Raw genomic sequence first — 25718 nt, 5'->3', positions numbered from 1 at the left:
CACATGGTATAATAATTCATGTTGCATTGGAGGTTCGACATGCAGTTATATTTTAGTGAACTACGGAAACATCGGGAACCTTACTCTTTTGAGGAGACGCTTGATCTAGAGCAACAACTGAAGGAGCGTTTTCCCGACTTGGTTCTAGGATGTAGTTTGATTGAATTTTCTGGGTTAGTAGTTACTGATCATTCAGCGGTAACCATTGATGCTAGGATTGTGTGTGAGTTAACAGTTCCATCGACACGGTCACTTGCACCGGTTCAGCTGAAGCTTGATTTTCCTGTTAATGAGATTTATGTGGAAGATGACGCAAAGCTGGATGATTATTCAGATGAAGAGGTCGTTGTGGTTGTTGAAGATGACGTAATTGATTTGAATCGGGCGGTGGAGGATAACATTGTCCTCCAAGTCCCAATGCAAGTGTTAACTTCAGATGAGGTCGCTAAGGGCACGATGCCAAGTGGTAATGGTTGGCAAGTAAGGTCCGAAAAGGATGAACAAGCTGAAGCTACTAAAAATATTGATCCACGCCTTGCTAAGCTACAAGATTTGTTTAAGGACAATGATTCAGAACAGTAGGGTTAAAAATTAACGGGGAACCGTAATTCGCTTAAAGGAGGTGCTCATTGATGGCTGTACCAGCAAGAAGAACATCAAAGACACGTAAACGTAATCGTCGCGGACATATCAAATTAACAACTCCAGGTTTGGCACCATGTCCAAACTGTGGTGAATTGCGCGTATCACATCGTGTTTGCCCAAGTTGTGGTTACTACAACGGAAAGCAAGTTATTGACGTAAAAGCAAACTAATTTTTGAATTAGGAAAAGACTGAAGGAGCCATGGTCCTTTGGTCTTTTTTGTGTTTTTATTTAATGATTGTGATAGTATGTATAAGTACAAATGAAGTGATTTTTAGGAGGAAATTTAACATGGCACAACCACAAATTGGTGTAGTTGGAATGGCTGTTATGGGTAAAAACTTGGCTCTTAATATTGAGAGTCGTGGATATACAGTAGCCATTTACAACAGAACTGCTTCAAGAACTGAACAAGTGATGAAGGATCACGCAGAAAAAAAGTTAGTACCAGCATACTCGATTGAAGAATTTGTTAATTCTTTAGAGAAGCCTCGTCGAATTATGATGATGGTGCAGGCTGGTAAAGCAACGGATGCCGTTATTGCTGAGTTACTTCCTTTTTTGGATAAGGGCGATGTTCTAATTGACGGCGGAAACACATTCTTTGAAGATACTATGCGTCGTAATAAAGAGTTAGATAACTCAGGAATTAACTTTATTGGTACTGGTGTTTCTGGTGGTGAATTAGGAGCTCTTCAAGGGCCTTCTATGATGCCAGGTGGTCAAAAAGAGGCATACGATTTAGTTGCTCCAATTTTTGAACAAATTGCTGCAAAAGCTAAAGATGGTGCTCCTTGTGTGACATACATTGGTCCTAACGGAGCTGGCCATTATGTAAAGATGGTTCATAACGGAATCGAGTATGGCGATGAGCAATTGATCAGTGAAAGTTATGAACTAATGCGGACCATGCTCGGAATGAGTGTTGGCGAAATTGCCGATGTTTTTGCTGATTGGAACAAGGGCGAATTGGATAGTTACTTGATTGATATAACTGCTGATATTCTCACTCGCAAAGACGATCTTGGTTCAGATAAGCCAATTGTTGATATGATTATGGATAAAACTGGTAATAAGGGTACCGGTAAATGGAGTTCTCAAAATGCCCTCGAATTAGGTGTCCCACAATCATTAATTACTGAATCTGTTTATGCCCGTTATATTTCAGTTATGAAAGACGAACGTGTTGCTGCAAGTAAGGTAATTGATGGACCTGAAGTAGTTACAGATGTTGACAAAAAGGAACTTGTTGAAAAAATTCGTGAGGCACTTTACTTTAGTAAGATTATGAGTTATGCCCAAGGATTTGAACAAATGAAAGTTGCATCCGAACATTACGATTGGGATCTAAATTTTGCTGAAATTGCAAAAATTTGGCGTGCTGGTTGCATTATTCGTGCAAGGTTCTTGCAGAATATCACAGACGCTTTTGATAAAAAAGCTGATTTAAATAACTTGCTAATGGATGATTACTTTAAAGAAATCTCTGAAAAGTATCAGGCTGCTGTTCGTGACATCGTAGCTTTGGCCGTTAAATCTGGAATTCCAGTTCCTGGATTTTCATCTGCTATTGCATACTTTGATTCATTTAGAACACCTGTCCTTCCAGCCAGCTTAGTTCAAGCTCAACGTGATTACTTTGGTGCTCACACATATGAACGTGTTGACCGTGAAGGTTCGTTCCATTATCCATGGTATGAAGAACAATAGAATTTTTATAAATCGTAGCAGGATAAATCCTGTTGCGATTTTTTTATTTATAACGGTAAAAGCATGCGAGTTCTAAAAAGATACTAGGAAAAAACTCATTTTAATGTTAAAATTCTAAGTTGCAAGTATTAAAATAATTTAATTTTGGAGTAAGACATGAGTAAAATTCTGATAATTGAAGATGAAAAAAGCTTAGCCCGTTTCGTTGAGCTTGAGTTACAACATGAGGGTTATGAGGTTGAAGTACAAGGAAATGGGCGAACAGGATTGGAAGCTGCACTCAGCGAAGATTTTGATGCAATTCTCCTTGATCTGATGCTTCCAGAGATTAACGGGATTGAAGTTTGCCGCAGAATTCGTCGCGAAAAAATAACTCCAATTATAATGATGACAGCTCGTGACTCAGTTATTGATAGAGTTTCCGGGTTGGATCATGGTGCAGATGATTATATTGTTAAGCCATTTGCTATTGAAGAGCTATTGGCTAGATTGCGCGCGCTATTACGTCGGGTGGATCTTGAAACTGAAGATACGGTATTTCATCAAACAACAGTTGAATACGAAGACATTGTCATTGAAAAAGAGAATCGAGTTGTTCGTCGGAATGATGAAACAATTAACTTAACTAAGCGAGAGTACGAATTGTTATTGCTATTAATGGAGAATGTTAATGTTGTCCAGTCTCGTGAAGTATTGCTAAACAAGGTTTGGGGAGTTGACGACGGTGTTGAAACAAATGTTGTTGATGTTTATATAAGATACCTTCGTAATAAGATTGATGTTGATGGACGACCAAGCTATATTCAAACCGTTCGTGGTACTGGATACGTAATGAGGACGTAGTGATATGAATAACGGAGATATTAAGGAAGCTCGAAGAATATCTTTGAAGTGGAAATGGGCGATTTCAACCGGAATGGGTTTTTTGGTTATTTTCGCTCTTTTTTCTTTTTTTATTTTTCGAAGTATTACTTTTTCAATGTATGAGCAAGAACGTAATTCGGTTGACTTAACTCTAAATCAAATTGGTAACAGATTAGGTTCTGAAACAAAGATTAGCTCTAGCGGCATCGACTTGCTGAGACCTGAGAATCAATATCTGGATCGCAGTAGTCATCAGAATAACAACCTGTATACAAATAGCTTATTTACTAGCTTAGCAAGACAAGATATTGTTGTTTCAATTTATGATCTGAATGGGAAAAATGTGTTTACCTCTCGAGAGGATCCCGTTAAGTTCAAAAGGGTGGATCAACAGCAGTTCTCAAGAAAGAGTGGAATGTTAGTTGGTCGAAAACCAATCATTGGCAAGGAGAACCGTCCGATTGGATATGCCCAAGTTGTAAATCGGTTGACTAGTTATAAAAAAAATTACAATAGACTGATTTGGGTCTTTTTACTTTCAACTGTAACGGTATTTATTATTGTTTCGGTATTTGGCTATTTGATTGCAGCTTACTTTTTACGACCTATTAATATGGTCCATGAAACGATGGTCGAACTGGAAAATGATCCTCAAACCAATTCTCGAATTCCTAATATGAAGCAAAATGATGAGTTGTCAGACTTAGCAACTGAATTCAACAACATGGTTAATCGTATGCAACGTTATACTGAACAGCAGAGGCAATTTGTTGAGGATGTTTCACATGAGTTAAGAACCCCGGTGGCAGTGATTGAGGGACATTTTAAGAGGCTTAATAGATGGGGGAAAGATGATCCCAAAATTGTAGATGATTCGATTGAATCCTCATTAGAAGAAACTCAACGTATGAAAAGTTTAGTTAGTGAAATGTTAGATCTAACAAGAGCAGATCAGATTGAAATTAACTACGCAAACGAGACAACGGATGTTGTAAAGTTGGTTACACAAGTTTATAACGATTTTAAAATGATTCATCCTGAGTTTAAATTTATGCTTGATAACGATGTTATGGGAGATCCAATTGTTCAGATTTATCGTAACCACTTTGAACAAGTCCTGATAATTTTGCTTGACAATGCTGTAAAATATTCCGGTAAACGAAAAGAGATACACATGTCCCTGTCTAGTAACACGCAATCAGTTGAAATTGCAGTTCAGGACTTCGGAGAAGGAATTGCAGAAGATAGTGCAAAACAGGTCTTTAATCGCTTCTACAGGGTTGATAAGGCCCGTAGTCGTGATAAAGGTGGCAATGGTCTTGGCCTCTCAATTGCTCAAAGATTGATTGAAGAGTATCAGGGAAATATTTCTTTGGAAAGTTCATTAGGACATGGTTCCATTTTTAGGATTGAGTTACCAATTTTAAGTAGATAAAAAAGATTGTTGAGAAAAATTCAACAATCTTTTTTATTATATATGTGTTATTAATTATGATGGCGTTGCTTTCCCGCATTTCGTCGGGTATCTTTTTTAGAGACGTTTTTCTGCTCATCACCGTCTACTTGATCATGATCATTGTTTGAATCTTCAATAACCATGTTATCAGGATTTGATTCACTTTCAGCAATTTCCTTTAAATCAACGGGTCCAGAGGGTTCAACAATTTTAGGAGGGTTCTTTTTCATTTCTTCTTGCACTCGAGCACGAATACGTGGACGATATAAATTAATAATCAATGTCTGGATACAAGCAAAAATTCCACCAACAAAGAAATAAAGACCAAGACCACCAGGAGCGTTTAAGGTAAAGAAGAAAATCATCAAAGGACTAACAATCATCATAGACTTCATGGTAGTTTGTTGTTCCTTAGGGATGCCAAAGGTTCCTAGCCATCCTTGTAAGAAGTACATTGCAAATGAAAGAATCGCAAGGAAAATACTTGGCTTAGCAAGGTTGATACCCATAAAAATACTATGTGCAGCACCATTTTGAAGTTCGGGTGAGTATTGGATAGCGGCATATAAAGCTGCAAATACGGGCAATTGAATTAAAATAGGTAAACAACCAATTCCACCTGTCATACTTATGTTGTTATTTCGGTAGAGTTGCATCATTTCTTGATTAACTGCAGATTTTTCTTCAGGAGTTTTTGCATTTTTAGTTCTTTCCTGGAGTGCTTTCATTTGGGGCTGTACGAATGACATTTTTTCTTGTTGCACGGTTGCTTTTCGAGACTGGTTGATCATTAACGGTAGTAAAATTAGGCGAACAATAAATGTTACTAGTATGATTGCCCAGCCATAATTACCACCGAAAATATGAGCAATGCCGTCCATTAAATGTTGGGTTGGGACTGCTAAATTGTCATAAATCAAACCATATGGCTTTCCAGATTTAGTTCTCTGAACACAACCACCAAGTAGCAAGGCTATTGTTGAAATAGCGGTTATTGTAGATATTCCTTTTAATTTTTTCAATGTAAAAAATCCCTTCAATCAATATAGAAAATACAACGGTAACTATACTTGATTTACGGGATTTTTTCAATTAACTTTAGTATTTTACAATAAAACCATTCTGATTAATTGGGGGAATTTGTTTGATGACAAGTTTGGTTACCCGTCCGGAGGGTGAAGGTGAAGCGCGAATAGCTTCGATGAATTTATCTAACCTATCATCATCCGCTTGTGCAACAATACTAACAGAACCGTTAGTTTCATTTTTAACCCATCCAATTATCTTTGTTTGATCAGCTAAAAGCTTAGTTGAATATCGAAAGCCAACGCCTTGTACTCGGCCACTAGCGTTCATATAGACAGTTTTCAAGTATATCACCTCATTTATTTTAATAACATGATACCATTTTTAGGACTGACCATGTGATATACTAACCAGTGATTAGGGGTGGATAAGAATGGAACAAATTTCTTCAGTAAAAAATACCAAAGTTAAAGAATGGAATAAATTAAAAACAACCCGTGGACGAAAAAAGTTTGGTTCATATCTTATAGAAGGACGTCATCCTGTAAGAGAAGCATTGGACGCTGGGATTGAATATCAATATATCCTAGTTGTAGATGTAGAAGAGGATGTGGATATTGTTAAGCGTGTTGATGATGAGCGTTTGATTATATTGTCAGAAGAGGTGGCAAAACATTTATCTGATACTATTAATACCCAAGGAGTTTTTTTAGTTGGAACCATTTCAGATGAAGATTGGAGTTTGCCAACGAGTTTCAAGGGAAAGTGGCTGATTTTGGATGATGTTCAGGATCCCGGTAACATTGGCACAATGGTAAGAACAGCTGATGCAGCTGGATATACTGGTGTGGTCTTTGGAAATGGAACCGCTGATTTTTATAATCCCAAAATCCTAAGGTCAATGCAGGGAAGCCAATATCATTTGATTCTAAAGCGGGCAAACCTCTTACGACTAATTCCTACCTTAATAGATAATGGGATGCCTGTTTACGGATCACTTTTGTCTAAAGATGCTACTGCTTATGATAAAGTAGAAGGAAGTTCAGATCTTGGTTTAATCGTTGGAAATGAAGGAAACGGTATGTCTCCGGAACTGGCGAATTTGACTACTGCTAACCTATACATCCCGATAAAAGGTAAAGCAGAATCGTTAAATGTGGCGATTGCAGCCGGGGTTTTGATGTTTTCATTGTAAATATTACGTTTTTGAAACGATCAACCAGATTCTTTGATTTTAGATAAATAAGGTTGTAGTATTGCTGTATTAAATTAAAGGGGAATTCTTAATGTCCGATTGGAAGCAAGATTCAGAGTATATGTCGATTGTTGGAGATCTTTTGAAGACTGCTGAAGTGCAAAAACTTGGTAATTACACTCAGCATCATAATGGAACTCGGTTAGATCATTCAATCAGTGTTTCTTATGATAGTTATCGTATTGCCAAGCGTTTGCATCTTGATGCCCGTTCAGTAGCTCGTGCTGGGTTACTTCATGATCTGTTCTATTATGATTGGAGAACGACTAAGTTTGATTTGGGAACCCATGCTTATATTCACCCTAGAGTTGCTTTGAGGAATGCTGAAAAGTTAACAAATTTAAATGACAAAGAAAAAGATATTATTTTAAAACATATGTGGGGTGCGACAGTTGCTTTTCCTAAGTACACGGAGAGTAGTGTGGTATCATTAGTTGATGATGTTCAAGCAGTTGAAGAATATTTTGGACATTTGGGTAAAGAGTTTCATATAAAGTTTTTAAAGTATCGAAAATGGATAACCAAAGTTAATTAAGTAGTGAGGTAAAATACCATGATGGAGACAAGAAGTAGTACGACGCAAGAATTTGAGTTATGTCCAAAATTTGAAAAAACTTTTGAGATTTTGGGTCAAAAATGGAACGGTTTAATTATTGAGACTTTATTGAGTGAAGGACCACAACGGTTTAAGAATTTGGCTCATACGGTTGCTAGGTGCAGTGATCGGGTGTTGGTTGAGCGACTCAAGACGCTAGAAAAAGAAGGCTTAATTGAACGAGTAACTCATTCAAATTCGTCTTTGATTGAATACCAAGTGACTAAACGGGGAGAAGCACTCCGACCTGTTATGGATTCGGTACATGCTTTTGCTGACTGCTGGTATTAAAGTGAGTCGTTTGCAGTAGGTTATGTAAATAATTATCAGTGAATTGTTTCGCATGATTAGTTGTAATAAAGAGGATGATTGACGGGTTCTCTTTTTTTTTGTACAGTATATAGTTGAGCGATTCGTAACTGAAGAGTAGTAGCTGGGCAGACTTCTGAACAGGAATGAGAATTATTAACTGAGAAATTCTCTTTAGAAGTTGCAGTGAATTCGCTTCAGATTGGTTTATGGGTTAACCATCCTTATTTGGTTACCAAGTGTGTCAAATCTGGCAAACAAGGGTGGTACCGCGTTAACACGTCCCTTTCTGAGGGGCGTGTTTTATTTTTTTATTTAAGGAGTGAGATGAATGGGGTTAGAAGATCAGTTAAAAAAACTGGAACAAAATGGTTTAAGTGAGATTAAGAACTCTGGTGATCTTTCGAAGCTAAACGACATCAGGGTTAATTTACTAGGTAAAAAGGGACCTTTGACTGAAGTTCTAAGGGGGATGCGAGATTTAAGTAAGGAAGATCGCCCAAAGGTTGGAGAATTTGCGAATCGGGTTCGCGACAATCTTACAGCAACGATTGAAAAACGCCGTACAGAGTTAGAAAAAGAGCGTTTGAATCGCAAACTAGCTGAAGAAAGTATTGATGTTACTCTTCCTGGTACTCCTGTTGCACAGGGGCAGCCTCATGTTATTCAACAGATTATTGATCAAATTGAGGATCTTTTTCTTGGCATGGGTTATCAGGTTGTACAAGGACCGGAAGTCGAATTAGATCGATACAACTTTGAAATGCTTAACTTACCAAAAGATCATCCTGCCAGAGACATGCAAGATACGTTTTATATTACTAAGGATATTTTAATGCGTTCTCAAACGTCACCTGTACAGGCACGAACGATGGAAAAGCACGATTTTTCTAAGGGACCATTGAAGATGATTTCGCCGGGGGTTGTTTATCGACGTGATACGGATGATGCAACACATTCGCATCAATTTCATCAAGTTGAGGGTCTCGTAATCGATAAAAACATTACTATGGGTGATTTAAAGGGTACCCTAGAAACACTTGCCCAGGAATTATTTGGAGATCGTTTTGAAGTACGTCTTCGTCCAAGTTATTTTCCTTTTACTGAACCATCAGTTGAAGCAGACGTGACCTGTTTTAATTGTATGGGAAAGGGATGCTCAGTATGTAAGTATACTGGATGGATCGAAGTGTTAGGCGCTGGTATGGTGCACCCTAATGTACTAAAAATGGCAGGAGTTGACTCAGAAACATATGGTGGCTTTGCCTTTGGATTAGGTCCCGATCGCTTTGCTATGTTGCGTTACGGGGTTGATGATATACGTAATTTTTATTTAAATGATGTGAGATTTCTTTCTCAGTTCAATAAGCGAGGTTAATGTGTAATGAAATTATCATATAAATGGTTATCGGAATACTTGGAACTTAATATTGCACCAAAAGATCTTGCTGAAAAAATAGAGAGAACGGCTGTTGAAGTTGACTCAGTTCGCCGATTAGATGACAAACTCAAGAAAATTGTTGTGGGACATACGCTTGAAGTTGTTGATCATCCTGATTCAGATCACTTGCACATAGTCCAGGTTGAAGTTGGTGAAGAAGAACCAATTCAAATTGTATGTGGTGCACCTAATATTGCAGCAGATCAAGATGTTATTGTTGCCTTACACGGCTCAAGAATAAAAGATAATGTTAAAATTAAGCGTAGTAAAATGCGTGGCGTTCCTTCAAATGGAATGATATGCGCTTTGCAGGAAATTGGATTCGATGATTCAGTTGTTCCAAAGGAATTTGTGGATGGGATTTATGTTTTTCCTGCTGATAGTGAAGTGAAGCCTGGTGATTCAGTTATGGAAGCACTTGGCATGGATGATGATATCATTGATACTTCAGTTACTCCAAATCGTGGTGACATGTTCAGTATGAACGGTAATGTTCATGAGATTGCTGCAATTTTAGATCAAAAAGCAACTTTTGAAGAACGCAAAGTTGAGGAAACTGGGAATAGTGCTAATGCAGAGATTTCGGTGGATGTTGTTAATCCCGAATTTGCACCTGTTTATAAGATGCGAGTCGTTAATGAAGTTAAGGTTACATCTAGTCCTTTTTGGTTGCAGGTTAAGTTGATGAAAGCCGGAGTTCGTCCGATTAATAATGTAGTTGATGTTACTAACTATATTATGCTGAAATATGGGCAGCCTCTGCATGCATTTGATCAAACAACACTAGGAACGGATATTTCTGTTGATGCAGCTGGACCAAATGTTACTTTTACCACCTTGGACGGTGTTGAACGTAAGTTAAGACCAGACGATTTAGTTATAAAGAGTAGTGATACTCCCATTGCATTAGCTGGTGTCATGGGTGGTATGGATTCAGAAATCAGCAATCAAACAACAGATGTGGTTTTAGAAGCAGCTATCTTTGATCCTATTATGATTAGAAAAACGGCTCGCTATCATGTTTTACATAGTGAAGCAGCAATGCGCTTTGAACGTGGAATTGATTATTCCTCGCTTCAGACTGCACTTGACGAGGCCTCTGAGATGATTCGTGAAATTGCTGGTGGTTTTGTAATGAGCGATACGGTTATCGGAAATGACACGAAAATTAATTTGACAGAAGTAAACGTTAAATTATCACGTATTAATAAAATATTAGGTACTAATCTAGAACGATCAGAAGTTGAACATATTTTTGATCGTCTGGGATTTGAGTCAGTATTTAGTAATGATCAATTTACCATCACAATTCCATTGAGAAGATGGGATATTGCAATTGAAGCGGACATCTTAGAAGAAGTGGCACGCATTTATGGATACGACAACTTACCATCAACATTACCTTCAAGTGGGTCCACAGTTGGGAGACTTAGCGCAAATCAACGTTTAATGCGTGAAACTCGTAATGTGTTGGAAGGCTTGGGACTAACACAAGCAATGAGTTATGGTTTAACAACTCTTGAGAAAGCGCAGCGATTTACACAAGCTGAATCAGACAAATTAGTTAAGGTTGACTGGCCAATGACCAAGGATCATGAGGCTCTTAGAATGAGTTTGATTAGCGGTCTTTTGGATGATGTTGCATATAACCAGGCTCGTTCGGTTTCAAATGTGGCTTTATATGAGCAAGGAAGAATTTTTGAAAAGACTACGGACGATGTTCAACCGATGGAAACAGAACATTTGGCAGGCGTGATTGCTGGTAGTTTAATGTCTAAAGCTTGGAATACTAAGAATCAAGATGTTGATTTTTACCAAGTTAAGGGGATTGTAGATCAATATTTACACAACCTAGGCTTGACAGGTAACATTACTTACCGCGCCAATCATGATTTAAATAGCTTACACCCTGGAAGAACGGCAGATGTTTTGGTTAATGATGAAGTAATTGGTTTTATAGGCCAAGTGCATCCTGAACTAGCAAAACAACTTAAAATTTCTGAAACGTATGTTTTTGAATTAGACTTTACAAAGATCATGGAATTACCTAAAAATATTCAGCATTACGATGCAGTTTCAAAATATCCTGTAATTACTCGTGATGTTGCTATGCTGGTTGATAATGACATTTCAAATCAATCGATTCTTGATGTCATGAATAGTACTAAGCAGAAATATCTGGTTGATATTAAACTATTTGATGTGTACGCAGGAAATCATTTGCCAAGTGGTAAGCGTTCAATGGCTTACCAGCTAACCTATCAAGATCAAAATGAAACTTTGCAAGAAAGTGTTGTAAATAACGAATTTGATGAATTGCAAATGGCTTTACAAACACAATTAAATGCAACAATTAGATAATTTTCTGGAAAATTTTTTCAGTTGTTAATGCATAATTGATAATTATTTTGTATAATGACGGGGATGTAAAAAAGACCAGGGGGACATATTTTGGATAACAACGATCAAAGCATGACACGAACAAGATCGCAGATGAACGGAAATAAAAACAATAAAAAACGTGGTGGAGGACATCAGATTGTAAAATGGGTTTTGGGAATTTTGCTTCTAGTAATTCTGGTAACCGTTTTTCTAGGATATCGATTCTTTGATTCCGCAATGAAACCATTGCACCCAAATAGTAATCAACAGGTTCAGATTGATATACCAATTGGAACCGCACCACGCCAGGTTGGTTCAATTCTGCAAGAGAAAAAAGTTGTTAAAAACGGTTCAGTTTTTAATTATTATGCTAAAAAACAAAATTTGGCTAATTTTCAGGCTGGATATTATGTACTTTCGCCTTCAATGACTTTGAAACAGATTGCTGATAAGTTACAAAAAGGTGGATCTGCAACTCCGATTGAGGTTAATGGACCTAAGCTATTAATTCGTGAGGGTGAAAACATTGATCAGATTGCGAAATCAATGAGTAAGACTAATGATCGGTTTACTGGGAAACAATTTTTGAGTTTAATGAATAACCAAGCTTTTATTAAGCAACTTGCTGCTAAGTATCCAGACCTTTTGGGATCTGCAATGAAAGCACAAAATGTTAGGTATCGTTTGGAAGGTTATTTATTCCCAGCCGTTTATCCAATCAACAAGAATAGTTCACTTAAAGACCTGGTAACTCAAATGGTTGCTAAGGAAGATGCTGTTTTGAAGCCATATTATTCAAAACTAAAAGAAAAGAACTTGACTGTTCAGCAGGCATTAAGCGTTGCTTCTCTGGTTGAAATGGAAGGAAGTAAGACTTCTGATCGTCCAAAGATTGCGGGTGTATTCTTAAATCGAATCTCTAAGGGTGATACGTTAGGATCTGATGTTTCTACTAGGTATGCTGTTGTTCGTAAATCAGCGACACAGGCATTAACGGAAAGCGATTTACAATCGGATAGTCCGTATAACACGCGTGTTAATACCGGATATATGCCTGGACCAGTTGATAGCCCAGGGGAAAGTTCTATTATGGCAGTCATTAACGCCAATCGTGAATATATGTTCTTCTTTGCCGTTACAAAGAAGGTCGACAATAAGTATAACGTTGGTGATGTTCTGTACTTTAAGGATATAAACTCCTTCAACGCTGCTGTTGCAAAGTACAATCCAGAAGGAAAGTAGGAGTTTGTTCGCTATGGAACATAAACAAGAACCAATCATTATAGGTGTTACTGGTGGGTCAGGTAGTGGAAAAACGACGGTTAGTAGTAAAATATTAGAACACTTATCTGGACACTCAATTTCAATTATTCAGCAAGACTCGTATTATCGAGACCAAGCTGATATGTCAATGGAAGAACGAATTAATGTTAATTATGATCATCCACTTGCGTTCGACAGTGATTTGCTAGTAGAGCATTTAAAGATGCTTAAAAGTAATCAGTCTATCGATATTCCAGTATATGATTATTCTGAGTTTACTCGTAGTAATAAATCCGTTCATCAAGAGCCACGGGACGTAATCATTCTTGAGGGCGTTTTGATTTTAGATGATCAGCGTGTTAGAGATATGTTAGATATTAAGGTCTATGTTGATACGGATGATGATATTAGAATTATTCGTAGAATTCAACGGGATATGGAACAACGTGGAAGAAGTCTGGATTCGATCATTACCCAGTATTTGACCACGGTTAAACCAATGTATCATCAGTTTATTGAACCAACAAAACGATATGCAGATCTGATCGTTCCAGAGGGTGGAGAGAATACTGTAGCGATTGATTTACTAGTTACAAAAGTACGTGATATTCTTTCTGAAGATGGACGCGATGAAAAATTTAACGGTTAAGTAGAGGTAGATTTAAAATGGCAGAAGAGAAAGTTTTTCCGATGACGTTAGAGGGCAAAGATAAGTTAGAGGCGGAATTAGAAGAATTAAAAACAAAGACTCGTCCAGAAATTATTGAGCGAATTAAAATTGCTCGAAGCTTTGGCGATTTGTCAGAAAACTCTGAATATGAATCAGCTAAAGATGAACAGAGTATGGTTGAGGGTAGGATCAGTACAATTGAAAACATGTTGCACAATGCAGAAATCATTGATAATGATAATGTTGCAACTGATGAGGTTTCGGTTGGACGTACGGTTGTTTTTAAGGAACTTCCTGATGAAGAGCCTGAGGAATATACAATTGTTGGAGCAGCTGAGTCTGATCCAATGGTTGGTAAGATTTCGAATGATTCTCCAATCGCACAAGCGTTGCTTGGTAAAAAAGTTGGGGATCATGTAATGATTAGTATCCCTGTTGGTGAGATGGAAGTTGAAATCATCGAAGTAAAAAACTAGTTCTAAAATCAAGCGATTAAAAATAATGTGAATTAAATAAAAATGGGGTAACAGCAAATTACGTTTTGCTGTTACCCCATTTTTATTTATGAGCTAATATTTTTCGTTGCTTTTTTTACTTTGAATGTAATCTTTGTTAATGCTAATAACACTACAGTGAGCAAAGAAATTATAACACCTAGTCTTAGGAATGGAGGTTCATATTTAAGCAAGATCTTCTGCTTGCCAAGTGGAACTTTAGCACCTAAAAATCCATTTGTATTTTGAACAATTGGCACTGATTTATTATTAGCATATAAATGCCATCCTTTGGAATATAGAATAGAAGACCATAAGTAGTTGTGATTGTTTTTAACATTAATTGTTCCAGAGATCTTATTACCAGAGTTTGTAAGTGAATTTGAATTAGCCTTTTTTAAAACTGATGCATCATGATTCAATCTATTTTGGTCTAGTGTGTAAAAGTTTAAATTATTAACCACTAGTTGTGGCTTCTTTAAAACGATTTGAACTTTAACTGGGCCATGTGATAGTTGGTTTATTGAAAGGATAATTGGATGATCAAGTTCAACATTTTCTGTGATCTGATGTCCGTTAACCAGAACATCTAGATTGTTGTGATTCATATTGCTGCCAATCGTCATATATGTTGGTTTGTTGGGCTTATTCAAGAAGAACGTTACAGATGCCGGCTTATTGAGCTTTTGTTTTCTCAGGATAGATCCATTCAAAGAATTAATGTTATTGATATTTTGTATTTGATATTGTGGCATTGGTAGTACGTTAAGCAAATCATGTTTTTCACCGGTGGCGTTTTTCCAAAGAATATTCTGTGCAGTAATTGGATCATCAATTGGGAGAACTTGATTTGATTTATATTTAGAAGTCATAAATACGATGGGTAGAGCATTTTTATTTTCATAAACGGAAGCATAATTGGTTTTTAATACTTTATTTTTGGGTTGCTTAAGTTCTTGTCGAACACTTTGTGTAGGCAGCGGATTTTCACCACGGACTGTTTGGTCATTAATCATCCAGTATTTAAAACCGAGGAGACTATCACTTAGATTAGTGCCATTCAAGTATGATACATTTCCAGAGCTAACAGGCTGACCGATTGTCCCTAACAAATTGATCATACTGCTTTCCAAACTTGAATTAAATTGAGAACCACCATTATAATTAAATTGCATCGCATCGTCTTTTGTTCTAGCAAAGTTACTACCAACTCGATAAAAAGTTGAATTCTTTGTTTGAGTTTGTTTTGTTAGATCATTGACTGCATTCGAATAGTCGGCAAATTCTGACTGTGAAACGTAGGAAATTCGATTTAAAGAGAATATTGCGTTTGTACTGATATCAATAATTAAAAAGAGTCCTAAAAGGAGTGTAATTCCCTTGGGATTGAATTTATTATATAGTCCACTCCAAAGTAGGATACTAGTAATAAAGAAAATGATGCCCAACATAATTTGATTACTTGTCATAAAGTCAGTGTGATCAGGCAGTTTTACTACGGATAAAAATGTTAAAACTGCCATAATTACTGAACTAGATAGGATAGTTAATTTTAGATTGCTGAACTGATAATTTTCTAAAGCCTTAGTACCTAACAAAATAAACCAAAAACTGACGATGAAACTAAAACGAAATGGATACCACCATGGAAATTGGAAGGCATGCCACATTAAGTTAAATGGTATAAAATCTAGTGAGACAAGTAAGAACAATGTAATGAGTAACGATTTGATTTTTCGAGATTTTGAAATATTTCGATTAAAAAAGTAGGCAACAAAAGCGACAATGAAAAATATCCCTATGTATATGTTAGGGTAGCCACTAGACATTTGTTTAAAGCTAAAAGCCCCAGGGAAAAATTTACTAGCCAAATTAATGGGGTTGTAATCTGTTCCAAAGCTAAATGTGTTTTCAGTGTAAGTAAGCTTACTTTGTTGTAATGACCAAAGGGTTGGTAACCATAGACATGCGGTTAGACCAATAGTTACGATCCAAGATTTTAAAAAGTTAATAGAATAGTTTTTCCAATTGCTTTTGGTTAATTTAAAAAGTAAGTAGATTAAAGAGAAAATTGCAATCATATACGCAAAATAATAGTTAACGATAATCATCAATGACATCCAAATGGTGAACTGATTCAAGATATTCGATTTTTTTTCTAGGTGTTCGATACCATTGGTAATGAGGGGTAGAAAAATTAAAGCATCTAGCCACATAATGTTCAATTGGTTTGCAATACCAAATGCCATGAGACTATAAGAAACTGAAACTCCAATCTGAATGAATATATTTAGATTGCGATTTTTTGCTAGATAATAATTCATGCTCAAACTTGCAAATGAATATTTTAGCAACGTAATAAGTAGTATTCCAGAAGTGATAGACGTTCCTTTGAAGAACAAAAGTAAAAAATTAAAGGGACTCATCAGGTAATATGCCCATGTTCCCACCATTTCCCCACCAATTCCCTTAGAGAATGAATAGAAGAGGGCACCTGGGTTATGTAAGATTGTATGCTGAAAGTACGCAAAGAATTCAACATATTGCTGTCCCATATCAACGGTTAAAATACTCGATGTTCCGAACGGAGCCATTCTACGACTTGCAAAGTAAATTCCAAGAATTAAAAAAGGAACTATGAAACTTAATATATAAGATTTTGTTTTGATATTTTTCATTATTATTCCTGCACCAATTATTATTTTTTATGTTTTTAGCATAGCATAAGACAATGTTAAGTTGAGCGTTATTAGATAGTAAGGTGCGTTTTTTTTTGGTATGATGTGTTAAGTGATTTAAAAGGGGAAGTTAGCATTGAAAAATTCCAATAACAATTTTAAACGAAAAAAAGAACTACCTTTTCGCCTAAATTTAATTTTCTTTACAGTTTTTGCACTCTTGCTTCTTCTAGTAGGGCAACTTGGCTATTTGCAAATTTTATATGGTTCTAAGTTTCAGGCGGAAGTTGATCGAACGGATAACACGGTTGAAACTGATAATGTTCAACGTGGGATGATCTATGACTCAACTGGCAAGGTTTTAGTTGGTAATGAAGCTCATCAGGCGGTTTTATACACTAAAAACGTTGGGACAATGCCTGCCGATATGTATCGAACTGCTAATAATCTAGGGAAATATTTAAAAGCAGATGATATGGAATTAAGCAAACAAAATATAGCTACGTATTTACTTGCGGATACTGACACCTTAGAAAAATATGAAAATAGAGTGAAAGACCATAATGAGTTATCATCAAAGGCGTTGTTAAATGCAGCAACCGATTTGGTAATCAAAGATGATTCTAAAATATCAAATGCTCAGATGAACAGTGCTCGAATTTTTACTATCATGAACGGTGCTTATCAGCTTTCTACAACCTATATTAAGGATGATGGTGTAACCAGCACAGAACTCTCACAAATTGGTGAACATTTATCCGACTTGCCAGGAGTCAAGATAGGTACTAGTTGGTCAAGAAGCTACCCAGCTGGCGATGGAGTTAAGGCGCTAACGGGAACAGTTTCAAACTCCAAGTCAGGTCTGCCAAGTGACCAGTTGAATACTTTATTGGCAGAAGGTTACGCTCGTAATGATAGCGTGGGACAAAGTTATTTAGAACAGCAATATGAGCCAGTATTACGTGGTTCTAAGTCGCAAACTGCTTTGGAATTAAGTGGTAGTGGTAAAATAATCAAGCGTGTTAAGCAGTATGCCGGTAAAAAAGGTGATAACCTTATTTTAACTATTAATGAAAAATTTCAGTCAAAGGTTCAACAAATTATGCACGATGCATCGCAGAGTGCTGGCGGTGAATCGACTGGCGGTTATGCAGTAGTAATGAATCCTAATACTGGGAAGATTATTGCTTTGGCTGGAGTGAACCGTAATCCATCAACAGGAAAAATCACGACAAATCCCCTTGGAACGATCAATGAACCAATTGTAATGGGTTCCGTAATTAAGGGTGCCATGGTTTCTGGGGCATTGATGGATGGGGTAATAACGCCTCAAAATAATACTTTGACTGATGAACCTATAAGATTAGCAGGAACTGGAGCAAAATCTTCTTGGTTTAATCCAACTGGTTCTGCTGATATGAGTGTTAATGCAGCCAGTGCCTTACAGGTTTCTTCTAACTCGTATATGATGCAATTAGCAATGAAAGAGGGCGGATTCACGTATGCGCCTGGTAAGGGGCTTGCCTCGATGAACCCTGACGTATTCAATAAAATGCGTGGGTATTTTCAACAGTTTGGTTTGGGAACTGATACTGGTGTTGATATCCCAGGGGAATCTTCTGGACTGATTGGACCAAGTGGAATGGCTAATATTGGTAAGGCTTTAGATTTGTCATTTGGTAATTACGATGCTTATACAACAATTCAAATTGCTCAATATATGTCTACCATTGCAAATGGTGGTTACCGAATTGCTCCACGAATAGTTTCTCAAATTCGAAGTAGTGATAAGGATGGTAAATTGGGGCCGGTTCAATCATCCACAAGTCCGCAAATTATGAACTATGTTAAAGAAACTGATGCACAACGAGCACTTGTAAAACAAGGGTTATATGATGTTGTACATGGTAATAATCAATATAAAACAGGAGGCCCACTTGCTGGAATTAGTCCAGGTATTTCTGCTAAGACAGGTACAGCCCAAACCGTAACTAATGGACACCAAACTGTGACCCTTTCGTTAGCGTCATTTGCGCCTTCTAATGATCCACAAGTGGTAGTAGCACTTGCATTGCCAGGATTAGGTCTAGACGCAGAGAGTAACAATATGGATGCTGCAAAAGAGATTTATAAGGCGTACTGGGATACAGTGCAATCGAAGTCAACATTAGTAAATCCAACTAAGTCAACTTCAACAAGTGCAGCACAAAACTTAAATAGTAGATAAAGATAACTAGCTTTTGAATTGTAAACGTGGTAGTATTAATATTTGTTAACGGATTACAAGCAGTAATTCAATTTTTGAGACTTTATGGAGGTTGTTTCGATGCGAGTACACATTACAATGGAATGTACAGAATGCCATAATCGTCAATACTTATCAAGCAAGAACAAGCGTAATAATCCAGATCGTTTGGAATTGAACAAGTATTGCCCACGCGATCGTAAAGTAACTTTACACCGCGAAACAAAATAAGCAAACAAGGCCGAGGCAAAGCAATTTGTCTCGGATTTTTGTTTTTCTAGGCGATTAGGAGATGATGGGTTTGCTTAGCAAAAGAGATTTTAGGCAAAGGCAGATTAGAGCTTTAGAAAAGATTAATCAAACTGTTAAACAAAAAGAAGAGAAGATCATCTCTAAATATTTATTCAATAGTAATGAGTGGGTGCAAAGTAAAGTGGTCGGGATTACGCTTAGTCAAGTACATGAATTTAGCACCGATGCACTTATTCAGGAAGCAAAAAAAATTAATAAAACCATTGTTATTCCTAGAACATATAACGATGATGAGCGAACCATGGAGTTTGTCAGGCTGGATGCTGATACGATTTTAGAACCCAAGGTATTTGGGATTTTAGAACCTACTAATGGTATTGTTTATGAGAGTGATCAGATTGACCTGATGCTAGTTCCAGGAGTTGCTTTTGAAAGTAGGGATGGCTTTAGGGTTGGCTTTGGAGCCGGCTACTATGATCGATATTTAGCTAATTTTAAAGGGATAACAATGGCATTAGCTTTTGAAGAGCAATTATTTAAGCTTCCAGAATGGAAAGTTAACGATTTTGACGTACCAATAAAGATAATTTGTTCTACTGGAGGACTTCAATATGCAACCGATTAATTACAGAATTAAAAGTTGGTTTCAAGGGGCTTTTGTAACTAATATATTGGTTATAGTTAATGTGATTGTTTTTTTGTTGATGTCTGTCACGGGCGGAACAACAAATATAAATAATTTAATACGGTACGGGGCGATGGTGCCTGAGTCAATCAAGAACGGTAGCGACTATTTTTCTATTTTTGCCTCTATGTTTATTCATATTGGTATTGAACATCTAGTTTTGAACATGGTAACTTTATACTTCTTAGGACGAATTTTAGAAGCTATAATGGGACATTGGAAATTTCTTGCTACATACCTTCTTGCTGGTGTTTTTGGCAATTTGGTAAGCTTATACTTTGCCAATCCACAAACAATATCTGCGGGAGCTAGCGGTGCTATTTTTGGGATAATTGGCGTTTGGCTAATGTTAGCTATTACTTTTCGAAGTGTGCCATACTTAGCTCAGATGGGACAACAAATGCTAATTTTCACGATTTTGGGATTGATTGGTGGTTTTCTGGGTCCCGATGTGGATATTGCTGCACATTTAGGAGGTGTCCTAGCAGGGTTCTTGTTAGGGTTTATAATCGGATTTCCAAAGATTGGGAAAATTTCTATGTGGAAAAGAGTCGGAAGTTTAGTTATTTTGGTTGGATTTACGGTTGTATTAACTGATTTAGCGTTTACATTTTAGTGATAATTTGGTAAATTAATTGAGATGGTGTTATGAAAAATTTATATGACGTGCAGCAACTTTTAAAACAATTTGGAATATATGTATATGTTGGAAAACGCAAATGGGATATTGAATTGATGAGCCTGGAACTTAAGAATTTACATAAAGCGGGCGTTGTTGATGATCAAACCTTTGTGAAAGCACAGCTTGTGTTACGGCATGAGCACCATGAGGAAGAAAAACGAGAAAAATAGACTTGGAGGAAGTAGGATTATGGATTCAAAATTAATTGGCGTAGATTTAGGTGGGACAACTATTAAGTTCGCTATTTTAACGCTTGAGGGTGAAGTTCAACAAAAATGGAGCGTTGAAACAAACATTCTAGATGAAGGGTCACACATCGTACCAGATATTATTGAATCAATTAATCATCATATTGATTTATATAAAATGGATAAGTCTCAGTTCGTTGGAATTGGGATGGGAACTCCAGGGACGGTAGATCGCGATAAAGGGACCGTTATTGGTGCTTTCAATTTAAATTGGAAAACAACACAAAACGTGAAGGACGATATTGAAGCAGGCACTGGAATTAAGTTTGCCGTTGATAATGATGCTAATGTGGCTGGTTTGGGTGAACGATGGAAAGGCGCTGGTGAAAACGGAGATGACGTTTCATTCGTTACACTCGGAACTGGTATCGGGGGCGGTTTGATTGCTGGTGGCCAATTATTGCACGGAAAAGCTGGTGCAGCTGGAGAAATTGGTCATGTTACCGTTGAACCTAATGGATATTTGTGTACATGTGGTAAACGTGGATGCTTAGAACAATACGCTAGTGCAACGGGGGTTGTTCATGTTGCTCGTGATCTTGCTGAAGAATTTTCTGGTGAGTCCACCTTGAAGCAACAAGCTGATGATGGTCAAGATATTACTTCTAAACTTGTTTTTGATCTTGCTAAAGATGGTGATCCGTTAGCTTTACGTGTAGTTGACCGAGTTTCTTATTACCTTGGATTAGCACTTGGTAACTTGGGTAATACTTTGAACCCTGAAAGCATTGTTATTGGTGGTGGGGTTTCTGCCGCTGGTGAGTTTTTATTAGATCGGGTTAATGACTATTTTCAACAATTTGCATTTTCAACAGTTCGTACTTCAACAGAATTAAAATTGGCACGTCTTGGTAATGATGCTGGGGTTATTGGAGCTGCTTCACTTGCCCGTACTTTTGCTTAATTTGTTAAGACTGAGGAGTGAATGTAAATGATAATTGGTGCAAGTTTGAGTGGTGGTGCATGGTTAAATATCATTGTTATCATTGCGTTAATTGGTTTCTTTTCATACCAGGGATACTTGATGTGGAAGCGTAGTAGAATTTCAAAAATGTTAGATGAAGAAGAGTTTCAGGCCGGAATGCGGAAGGCTCAGGTAATTGATTTGCGTGAAAAACGTGATTTTGATGCTGGACATATCATGGGAGCCCGTAATATTCCCTATTCTCAGTTGAAGAATCGTTTGCAAGAGTTGCGCGCTGATTTACCAGTTTATCTATATGACCAGGGAAGAACACTGAGTGGTAGAGCTGCCTTGCTTCTTTCTAAGAATGATTTTACAAATATTTCGATTTTACGTCCTGGTTTTGAACGTTGGGAAGGTAAAACTAAGAAAAGTAAATATTAAGTTTAACGTTTCCTAGGTTAGCTTAGTACGATTAATAATAGACAATTCCATATAGAAATTGGTAAGTGCAAATCCCGAATGATGATGATTTTTGTTCATTGTTCGGGATTTGTTTTTTCGCGTTTTACTATCTGAATCCTAAGTTTGCTTTAAACATTTTAAATGTATTATCTGGAATATTTAAAAAATGGAGATAAACAATGAAGAAGAAACTAATTATTACTGAAAAACCCAGTGTAGCAACTGATTTAGCAAGAGTTTTGGGAGTTGAACAGAAAAATAAAACGTACTATGAGGGAAATAACTACATAATTACGTGGGCTTATGGTCATCTCCTAACTTTAAAACTACCCGAAGATATTAATAAAGATTGGCAAAATTGGGATTTAAACGATCTTCCAATTATCCCCAAAAATATTGGAATTAAACCGTTACCGAAAACAAAGCAACAATTAAAGGCAATTAGCCGTTTAGCTAAAAGAACTGACGTTGAAAGTGCAATTATTGCCACTGATTCTGGACGCGAGGGAGAAGCTGTTGCACGTTATATTTTGGAATGGATACGTTTTAATAAACCAGTTGAACGATTATGGATCTCCTCACAAACAACTAAGGCAATTCGTGAGGGCTTTTCAAATTTAAGGCCTGCTGAACAATTTGACGATTTGTATGCTTCTGCTTTAGCGCGTGGAAAAGCAGATTGGCTGGTAGGATTGAATGTAACCAGAGCCTTAACTACAAAATATAAAGATAATCTTTCTGCCGGGCGTGTACAAACGCCAACTCTTTCCTTTATATGGAAGCAGGAACAAGAAATAAATTCTTTTAGACCACATAAATTTTATAAAATTTATTTAGTATATCAAGGGCAGACGGCGGATTTGCTATTGAAAAATTCCGAACAGTTTGAAACACGGGAACAGGCAGAAAAAGTAGTACAGGGGTTGCAAAAAAAGAGCGGGCTAGTTGAGGATTTAAAAGTAAAACAAAATATGCAGGATGCACCTTTACCATATGATTTAACCGAGTTACAAAGAACGGCAAATAGTATGTATGCATTTTCTGCAAAGAAGACTTTGTCGATTGTTCAGTCCCTTTATGAAGTGCATAAGATTGTTAGTTATCCTCGAACTGATTCTAAGTATTTATCAACAGATATTAAGGATACTCTAAAAGAACGTTTGTCTGCCCTTAGTGGCTTTGATTCACAAGCAAAAGCATATCTTAGACGGGGAGCGAAAATTGTTCAGAGGTCTGTTTTTAATGATCAAAAAGTTACAGATCATTACGCACTTATTCCGACCGAAGAATCAGTTCAACCAGCAAAGTTATCGTCAGATGAACTTCGAATTTTCCGTTTAATTGAAAAAAGATTTTTGGGCTTATTTGCGGAAAAATTTATAACTGAAACAACCAATACAACGATTGGCTTTGGATCTGCAAAATTTGTTTTTAAACAAACTAGAGTTGTTAAACCGGGATGGCGGTTTGACTTGGAAACCGAAACTAAAAAAACGAAGGTTCAATTAAAGCTTAAGCAACAAATTGAGGGCCAGTTTATAATTAAAGAAAAGTTAACAACACCTCCTAAGCCATTAACAGAGGGAACATTACTTGGAAAAATGGAAAAATTTGGGTTGGGGACGCCTGCAACTCGTGCCGAAATTATAGAAAAGCTTACCCAAAGTGAATTAGTGAAACGAACGAATGGAGCGCTAATAACCACCCCTAAGGGACAACAACTTTTAAAACTTGTTAATAAAAGTTTGGCTTCGCCCGATTTAACAAGTAAGTGGGAGAAGTCTCTGGAATCGATTGCCCATGGAAAAGTAAATTATATGGATTTTGTTAAAGATGTTGAAAAAGAAACTAGAAGATTAGTGAGTGAAATAAAAACTAGTGAGATTGAGTACCGAGATTTTGGGGTGACAAATAAATTATGTCCAGAATGTGGATATGCACTAAAAGAACGAAATTCACGAGATGGGAAAATATTGACCTGTTCACATTGTGGCTATCGCAGACGTAAAGATCCCAAGGTATCGAATCATCGTTGCCCACAATGTCATAAAAAGATGGTAATTCTTGAAAAAAATGGTCAGAGTTATTTTCGCTGTCTGAATGATGGAACCACTGAGAAAATGTTGGATAAAAAAGAACGTAAGAAAAAAATCTCGAAAAAAGAAGAGCGAAAATTACTAAGCAAAATTAATAATGAAGATCCGGAAGAAAGTCCACTAGCAATTGCGATGAAAAAAGCAATGGAAAAATAAAAAATCCACTAACAAGTGTATTGATGAAGGATACCTAAGAGTTAATATTTAGGACACCAGCATCGAATCATAAATTAGTGGATTTTTACTTTGATGAAAGTTGGAATATTATCATTGATTTGAAAAGTTAGTTAAATATAAACTATGAATATCATTCAACGATGTTGTTAATTGTTATTTAGGTTACAATAAACATTGATTACTAGTTATGGTGAGCAGAAAGTTGTTTTCGTTGTGCCCGACGCTTGTTTTCTGCCGCTCGATTTTCCTGATCCTCAATTGGTTGAATTACAATTTGATGAAATGCGTATAAAGAACCAGCAATTGCAGCTAAAGTTGAAAATGTTCCAAAAACAAAACCCTTAAAAAATTTACTCATCACAGTCACTCCTTTTCATTTATAGGCTAATTATGCGCTGTATGGGAATAAAATACCAGAAATAGATTTTTGGAGAAAATATATGATTACTCAAGTTATTGCACACAGGGGGAGCAAGGGATTGCGTCCAGAAAATACATTACCGGCATTTAGTAAAGCAATTGAAGCCGGTGCAGATGGTATTGAAACTGATGTACATCTGTCTAAAGATGGTGAATTAATAATTATTCATGATGAAACGGTAAACAGAACAACTAATGGTACCGGCAGAGTATATGACATGACTCTAAAAGAATTGAAGGAGTTAGATGCGGGATCATATTTCGGCTTAAACTACCTCGGTACTAGGATCCCGACTCTTCAAGAAGTGGTTCATCTATTGATTGAAAGTCATTATACGGGAGTTTTCAACCTTGAATTTAAGACTGACAAATTTGGATATCCTGGATTAGAAGAAAAAGTTGCCAATTATTTTGACAGCATTGATTATCCATTTCATCTTGTTTATTCAAGTTTTAATCCTAAATCGATAAAAAAAATACATGCTATTCAGCCAACAATTGAAACAGCAAGTTTATTCAAGTTGAGAACGGCATCAGCAAAAAGATTTGCGAAGAAAAATGTTATACAAGATTGGCATCCAAGCATTGCATGGGTGAGAAGCCATCGCTGGTTCTTACCTAGGATGGAAATAAGGCCTTGGACAGTTAACTCTGAAGATAATATGGAGTTTTGTTTTAAACATCATTTTAAAGGGATCATTACAGATTTTCCTGAACGAGGGTTAAGTATTCGAAAATCAATTCAGGGAGAGTGAAT

26 protein-coding genes are annotated in these 25718 nt (G+C 36.7%); 22 read left to right on the top strand and 4 right to left on the bottom strand.

The genetic code is table 11. The features are described from left to right. Positions 1-39 precede the first annotated feature (39 nt). The 5 genes from PECL_RS05375 (at position 40) to PECL_RS05355 (ending at position 4653) form a co-directional block, all read left to right on the top strand. Positions 40-582 (top strand): YceD family protein, encoded by a 543-nt coding sequence (locus tag PECL_RS05375; RefSeq protein WP_014215580.1) that lies wholly within the window; start codon positions 40-42, stop codon positions 580-582. Positions 583-632: 50 nt separating this feature from the next. Further along, positions 633-815 (top strand): 50S ribosomal protein L32, encoded by a 183-nt coding sequence (gene rpmF / locus PECL_RS05370; RefSeq protein WP_002831400.1) that lies wholly within the window; start codon positions 633-635, stop codon positions 813-815. A 120-nt stretch (positions 816-935) separates the two neighbouring features. After that, positions 936-2354, top strand: a complete 1419-nt coding sequence (gndA, locus tag PECL_RS05365; protein WP_014215579.1) for an NADP-dependent phosphogluconate dehydrogenase — start codon at positions 936-938, stop codon at positions 2352-2354. Between the two features lie 156 nt (positions 2355-2510). Next, positions 2511-3197: a response regulator transcription factor gene (locus PECL_RS05360; protein WP_014215578.1), complete on the top strand. Its 687-nt coding sequence runs from the start codon at positions 2511-2513 to the stop codon at positions 3195-3197. A 4-nt stretch (positions 3198-3201) separates the two neighbouring features. Beyond that, positions 3202-4653, top strand: coding sequence for a HAMP domain-containing sensor histidine kinase (locus PECL_RS05355; protein WP_014215577.1), 1452 nt, complete (start codon positions 3202-3204; stop codon positions 4651-4653). Between the two features lie 50 nt (positions 4654-4703). Here PECL_RS05355 and yidC read toward each other — a convergent pair whose 3' ends face one another. Together yidC and PECL_RS05345 are read right to left on the bottom strand one after the other, a co-directional pair. Beyond that, the gene (gene yidC, locus PECL_RS05350) at positions 4704-5696 is read right to left on the bottom strand and encodes a membrane protein insertase YidC (protein WP_014215576.1); all 993 of its coding nucleotides are present in this window, start codon (positions 5694-5696) and stop codon (positions 4704-4706) included. A gap of 76 nt (positions 5697-5772) precedes the next feature. Then, complete coding sequence (locus tag PECL_RS05345; protein WP_041534624.1) at positions 5773-6045, bottom strand: acylphosphatase; 273 nt, start codon at positions 6043-6045, stop codon at positions 5773-5775. 88 nt (positions 6046-6133) lie between these two features. Here PECL_RS05345 and PECL_RS05340 point away from each other — a divergent pair, with 88 nt between their 5' ends. The 8 genes from PECL_RS05340 to greA all read left to right on the top strand — a co-directional run bounded on the left by PECL_RS05340 (position 6134) and on the right by greA (position 14091). Further along, positions 6134-6895, top strand: a complete 762-nt coding sequence (locus PECL_RS05340; RefSeq protein ID WP_014215574.1) for a TrmH family RNA methyltransferase — start codon at positions 6134-6136, stop codon at positions 6893-6895. A 91-nt stretch (positions 6896-6986) separates the two neighbouring features. Continuing rightward, entirely contained in the window at positions 6987-7490 is a 504-nt protein-coding gene (locus PECL_RS05335) for an HD domain-containing protein (RefSeq protein ID WP_014215573.1), read from the top strand. A 21-nt stretch (positions 7491-7511) separates the two neighbouring features. Beyond that, the gene (locus PECL_RS05330) at positions 7512-7841 is read left to right on the top strand and encodes a winged helix-turn-helix transcriptional regulator (protein ID WP_014215572.1); all 330 of its coding nucleotides are present in this window, start codon (positions 7512-7514) and stop codon (positions 7839-7841) included. A gap of 349 nt (positions 7842-8190) precedes the next feature. After that, complete coding sequence (gene pheS / locus PECL_RS05325; protein ID WP_014215571.1) at positions 8191-9237, top strand: phenylalanine--tRNA ligase subunit alpha; 1047 nt, start codon at positions 8191-8193, stop codon at positions 9235-9237. Positions 9238-9243: 6 nt separating this feature from the next. Continuing rightward, positions 9244-11661 (top strand): phenylalanine--tRNA ligase subunit beta, encoded by a 2418-nt coding sequence (gene pheT, locus PECL_RS05320; protein WP_014215570.1) that lies wholly within the window; start codon positions 9244-9246, stop codon positions 11659-11661. 132 nt (positions 11662-11793) lie between these two features. Next, positions 11794-12924 (top strand): endolytic transglycosylase MltG, encoded by a 1131-nt coding sequence (gene mltG, locus PECL_RS05315; protein ID WP_411431286.1) that lies wholly within the window; start codon positions 11794-11796, stop codon positions 12922-12924. Between the two features lie 13 nt (positions 12925-12937). Continuing rightward, positions 12938-13594: a uridine kinase gene (udk, locus tag PECL_RS05310; protein WP_014215568.1), complete on the top strand. Its 657-nt coding sequence runs from the start codon at positions 12938-12940 to the stop codon at positions 13592-13594. 17 nt (positions 13595-13611) lie between these two features. After that, positions 13612-14091, top strand: coding sequence for a transcription elongation factor GreA (gene greA / locus PECL_RS05305; RefSeq protein WP_014215567.1), 480 nt, complete (start codon positions 13612-13614; stop codon positions 14089-14091). A gap of 86 nt (positions 14092-14177) precedes the next feature. On the opposite strand, the gene PECL_RS05300 is transcribed toward greA, so the two are convergent. Then, on the bottom strand, positions 14178-16787 hold the full coding sequence (locus tag PECL_RS05300; protein WP_014215566.1) for a YfhO family protein: 2610 nt from the start codon (positions 16785-16787) through the stop codon (positions 14178-14180). A 136-nt stretch (positions 16788-16923) separates the two neighbouring features. On the opposite strand from PECL_RS05300, the gene PECL_RS05295 reads away from it, so the two are divergent. The 8 genes from PECL_RS05295 (at position 16924) to PECL_RS05265 (ending at position 24520) form a co-directional block, all read left to right on the top strand. Continuing rightward, on the top strand, positions 16924-19014 hold the full coding sequence (locus tag PECL_RS05295; RefSeq protein WP_014215565.1) for a peptidoglycan D,D-transpeptidase FtsI family protein: 2091 nt from the start codon (positions 16924-16926) through the stop codon (positions 19012-19014). Positions 19015-19098: 84 nt separating this feature from the next. Beyond that, a complete protein-coding gene (gene rpmG, locus PECL_RS09875; RefSeq protein ID WP_267878784.1) occupies positions 19099-19263 on the top strand; it encodes a 50S ribosomal protein L33 in 165 nt (54 codons plus the stop codon). A 70-nt stretch (positions 19264-19333) separates the two neighbouring features. Further along, a complete protein-coding gene (locus PECL_RS05290; protein ID WP_050899578.1) occupies positions 19334-19909 on the top strand; it encodes a 5-formyltetrahydrofolate cyclo-ligase in 576 nt (191 codons plus the stop codon). Continuing rightward, positions 19896-20585, top strand: coding sequence for a rhomboid family intramembrane serine protease (locus tag PECL_RS05285; RefSeq protein WP_014215563.1), 690 nt, complete (start codon positions 19896-19898; stop codon positions 20583-20585). The genes PECL_RS05290 and PECL_RS05285 overlap by 14 nt, the downstream gene beginning before the upstream one ends. Before the next feature lie 32 nt (positions 20586-20617). Further along, positions 20618-20821 (top strand): YqgQ family protein, encoded by a 204-nt coding sequence (locus PECL_RS05280; protein WP_014215562.1) that lies wholly within the window; start codon positions 20618-20620, stop codon positions 20819-20821. Between the two features lie 19 nt (positions 20822-20840). Further along, positions 20841-21803, top strand: coding sequence for an ROK family glucokinase (locus tag PECL_RS05275; protein WP_014215561.1), 963 nt, complete (start codon positions 20841-20843; stop codon positions 21801-21803). 27 nt (positions 21804-21830) lie between these two features. After that, positions 21831-22247 (top strand): rhodanese-like domain-containing protein, encoded by a 417-nt coding sequence (locus tag PECL_RS05270; protein WP_014215560.1) that lies wholly within the window; start codon positions 21831-21833, stop codon positions 22245-22247. A gap of 200 nt (positions 22248-22447) precedes the next feature. Next, a complete protein-coding gene (locus tag PECL_RS05265; protein ID WP_014215559.1) occupies positions 22448-24520 on the top strand; it encodes a DNA topoisomerase 3 in 2073 nt (690 codons plus the stop codon). Positions 24521-24722: 202 nt separating this feature from the next. Here PECL_RS05265 and PECL_RS09870 read toward each other — a convergent pair whose 3' ends face one another. Continuing rightward, positions 24723-24899: a DUF3042 family protein gene (locus tag PECL_RS09870; protein WP_014215558.1), complete on the bottom strand. Its 177-nt coding sequence runs from the start codon at positions 24897-24899 to the stop codon at positions 24723-24725. 82 nt (positions 24900-24981) lie between these two features. Between PECL_RS09870 and PECL_RS05260 the strand changes: the two genes are divergently transcribed. After that, on the top strand, positions 24982-25716 hold the full coding sequence (locus PECL_RS05260; RefSeq protein ID WP_014215557.1) for a glycerophosphodiester phosphodiesterase: 735 nt from the start codon (positions 24982-24984) through the stop codon (positions 25714-25716). Positions 25717-25718 lie beyond the last annotated feature (2 nt).

The sequence above is a fragment of the Pediococcus claussenii ATCC BAA-344 genome (assembly GCF_000237995.1).
In the GTDB taxonomy this organism is placed as follows: Bacteria; Bacillota; Bacilli; order Lactobacillales; family Lactobacillaceae; genus Pediococcus; species Pediococcus claussenii.
This window is presented reverse-complemented; position numbering and strand designations above follow the sequence as displayed.

Coding starts and splice junctions, on each gene's coding strand:
- PECL_RS05375 (WP_014215580.1), top strand. CDS start 40: ATGCAGTTATATTTTAGTGAACTACGGAAACATCGGGAACCTTACTCT.
- rpmF (WP_002831400.1), top strand. CDS start 633: ATGGCTGTACCAGCAAGAAGAACATCAAAGACACGTAAACGTAATCGT.
- gndA (WP_014215579.1), top strand. CDS start 936: ATGGCACAACCACAAATTGGTGTAGTTGGAATGGCTGTTATGGGTAAA.
- PECL_RS05360 (WP_014215578.1), top strand. CDS start 2,511: ATGAGTAAAATTCTGATAATTGAAGATGAAAAAAGCTTAGCCCGTTTC.
- PECL_RS05355 (WP_014215577.1), top strand. CDS start 3,202: ATGAATAACGGAGATATTAAGGAAGCTCGAAGAATATCTTTGAAGTGG.
- PECL_RS05340 (WP_014215574.1), top strand. CDS start 6,134: ATGGAACAAATTTCTTCAGTAAAAAATACCAAAGTTAAAGAATGGAAT.
- PECL_RS05335 (WP_014215573.1), top strand. CDS start 6,987: ATGTCCGATTGGAAGCAAGATTCAGAGTATATGTCGATTGTTGGAGAT.
- PECL_RS05330 (WP_014215572.1), top strand. CDS start 7,512: ATGGAGACAAGAAGTAGTACGACGCAAGAATTTGAGTTATGTCCAAAA.
- pheS (WP_014215571.1), top strand. CDS start 8,191: ATGGGGTTAGAAGATCAGTTAAAAAAACTGGAACAAAATGGTTTAAGT.
- pheT (WP_014215570.1), top strand. CDS start 9,244: ATGAAATTATCATATAAATGGTTATCGGAATACTTGGAACTTAATATT.
- mltG (WP_411431286.1), top strand. CDS start 11,794: ATGAACGGAAATAAAAACAATAAAAAACGTGGTGGAGGACATCAGATT.
- udk (WP_014215568.1), top strand. CDS start 12,938: ATGGAACATAAACAAGAACCAATCATTATAGGTGTTACTGGTGGGTCA.
- greA (WP_014215567.1), top strand. CDS start 13,612: ATGGCAGAAGAGAAAGTTTTTCCGATGACGTTAGAGGGCAAAGATAAG.
- PECL_RS05300 (WP_014215566.1), bottom strand. CDS start 16,787: ATGAAAAATATCAAAACAAAATCTTATATATTAAGTTTCATAGTTCCT.
- rpmG (WP_267878784.1), top strand. CDS start 19,099: ATGGAGGTTGTTTCGATGCGAGTACACATTACAATGGAATGTACAGAA.
- PECL_RS05285 (WP_014215563.1), top strand. CDS start 19,896: ATGCAACCGATTAATTACAGAATTAAAAGTTGGTTTCAAGGGGCTTTT.
- PECL_RS05280 (WP_014215562.1), top strand. CDS start 20,618: ATGAAAAATTTATATGACGTGCAGCAACTTTTAAAACAATTTGGAATA.
- PECL_RS05275 (WP_014215561.1), top strand. CDS start 20,841: ATGGATTCAAAATTAATTGGCGTAGATTTAGGTGGGACAACTATTAAG.
- PECL_RS05270 (WP_014215560.1), top strand. CDS start 21,831: ATGATAATTGGTGCAAGTTTGAGTGGTGGTGCATGGTTAAATATCATT.
- PECL_RS05265 (WP_014215559.1), top strand. CDS start 22,448: ATGAAGAAGAAACTAATTATTACTGAAAAACCCAGTGTAGCAACTGAT.
- PECL_RS09870 (WP_014215558.1), bottom strand. CDS start 24,899: ATGAGTAAATTTTTTAAGGGTTTTGTTTTTGGAACATTTTCAACTTTA.
- PECL_RS05260 (WP_014215557.1), top strand. CDS start 24,982: ATGATTACTCAAGTTATTGCACACAGGGGGAGCAAGGGATTGCGTCCA.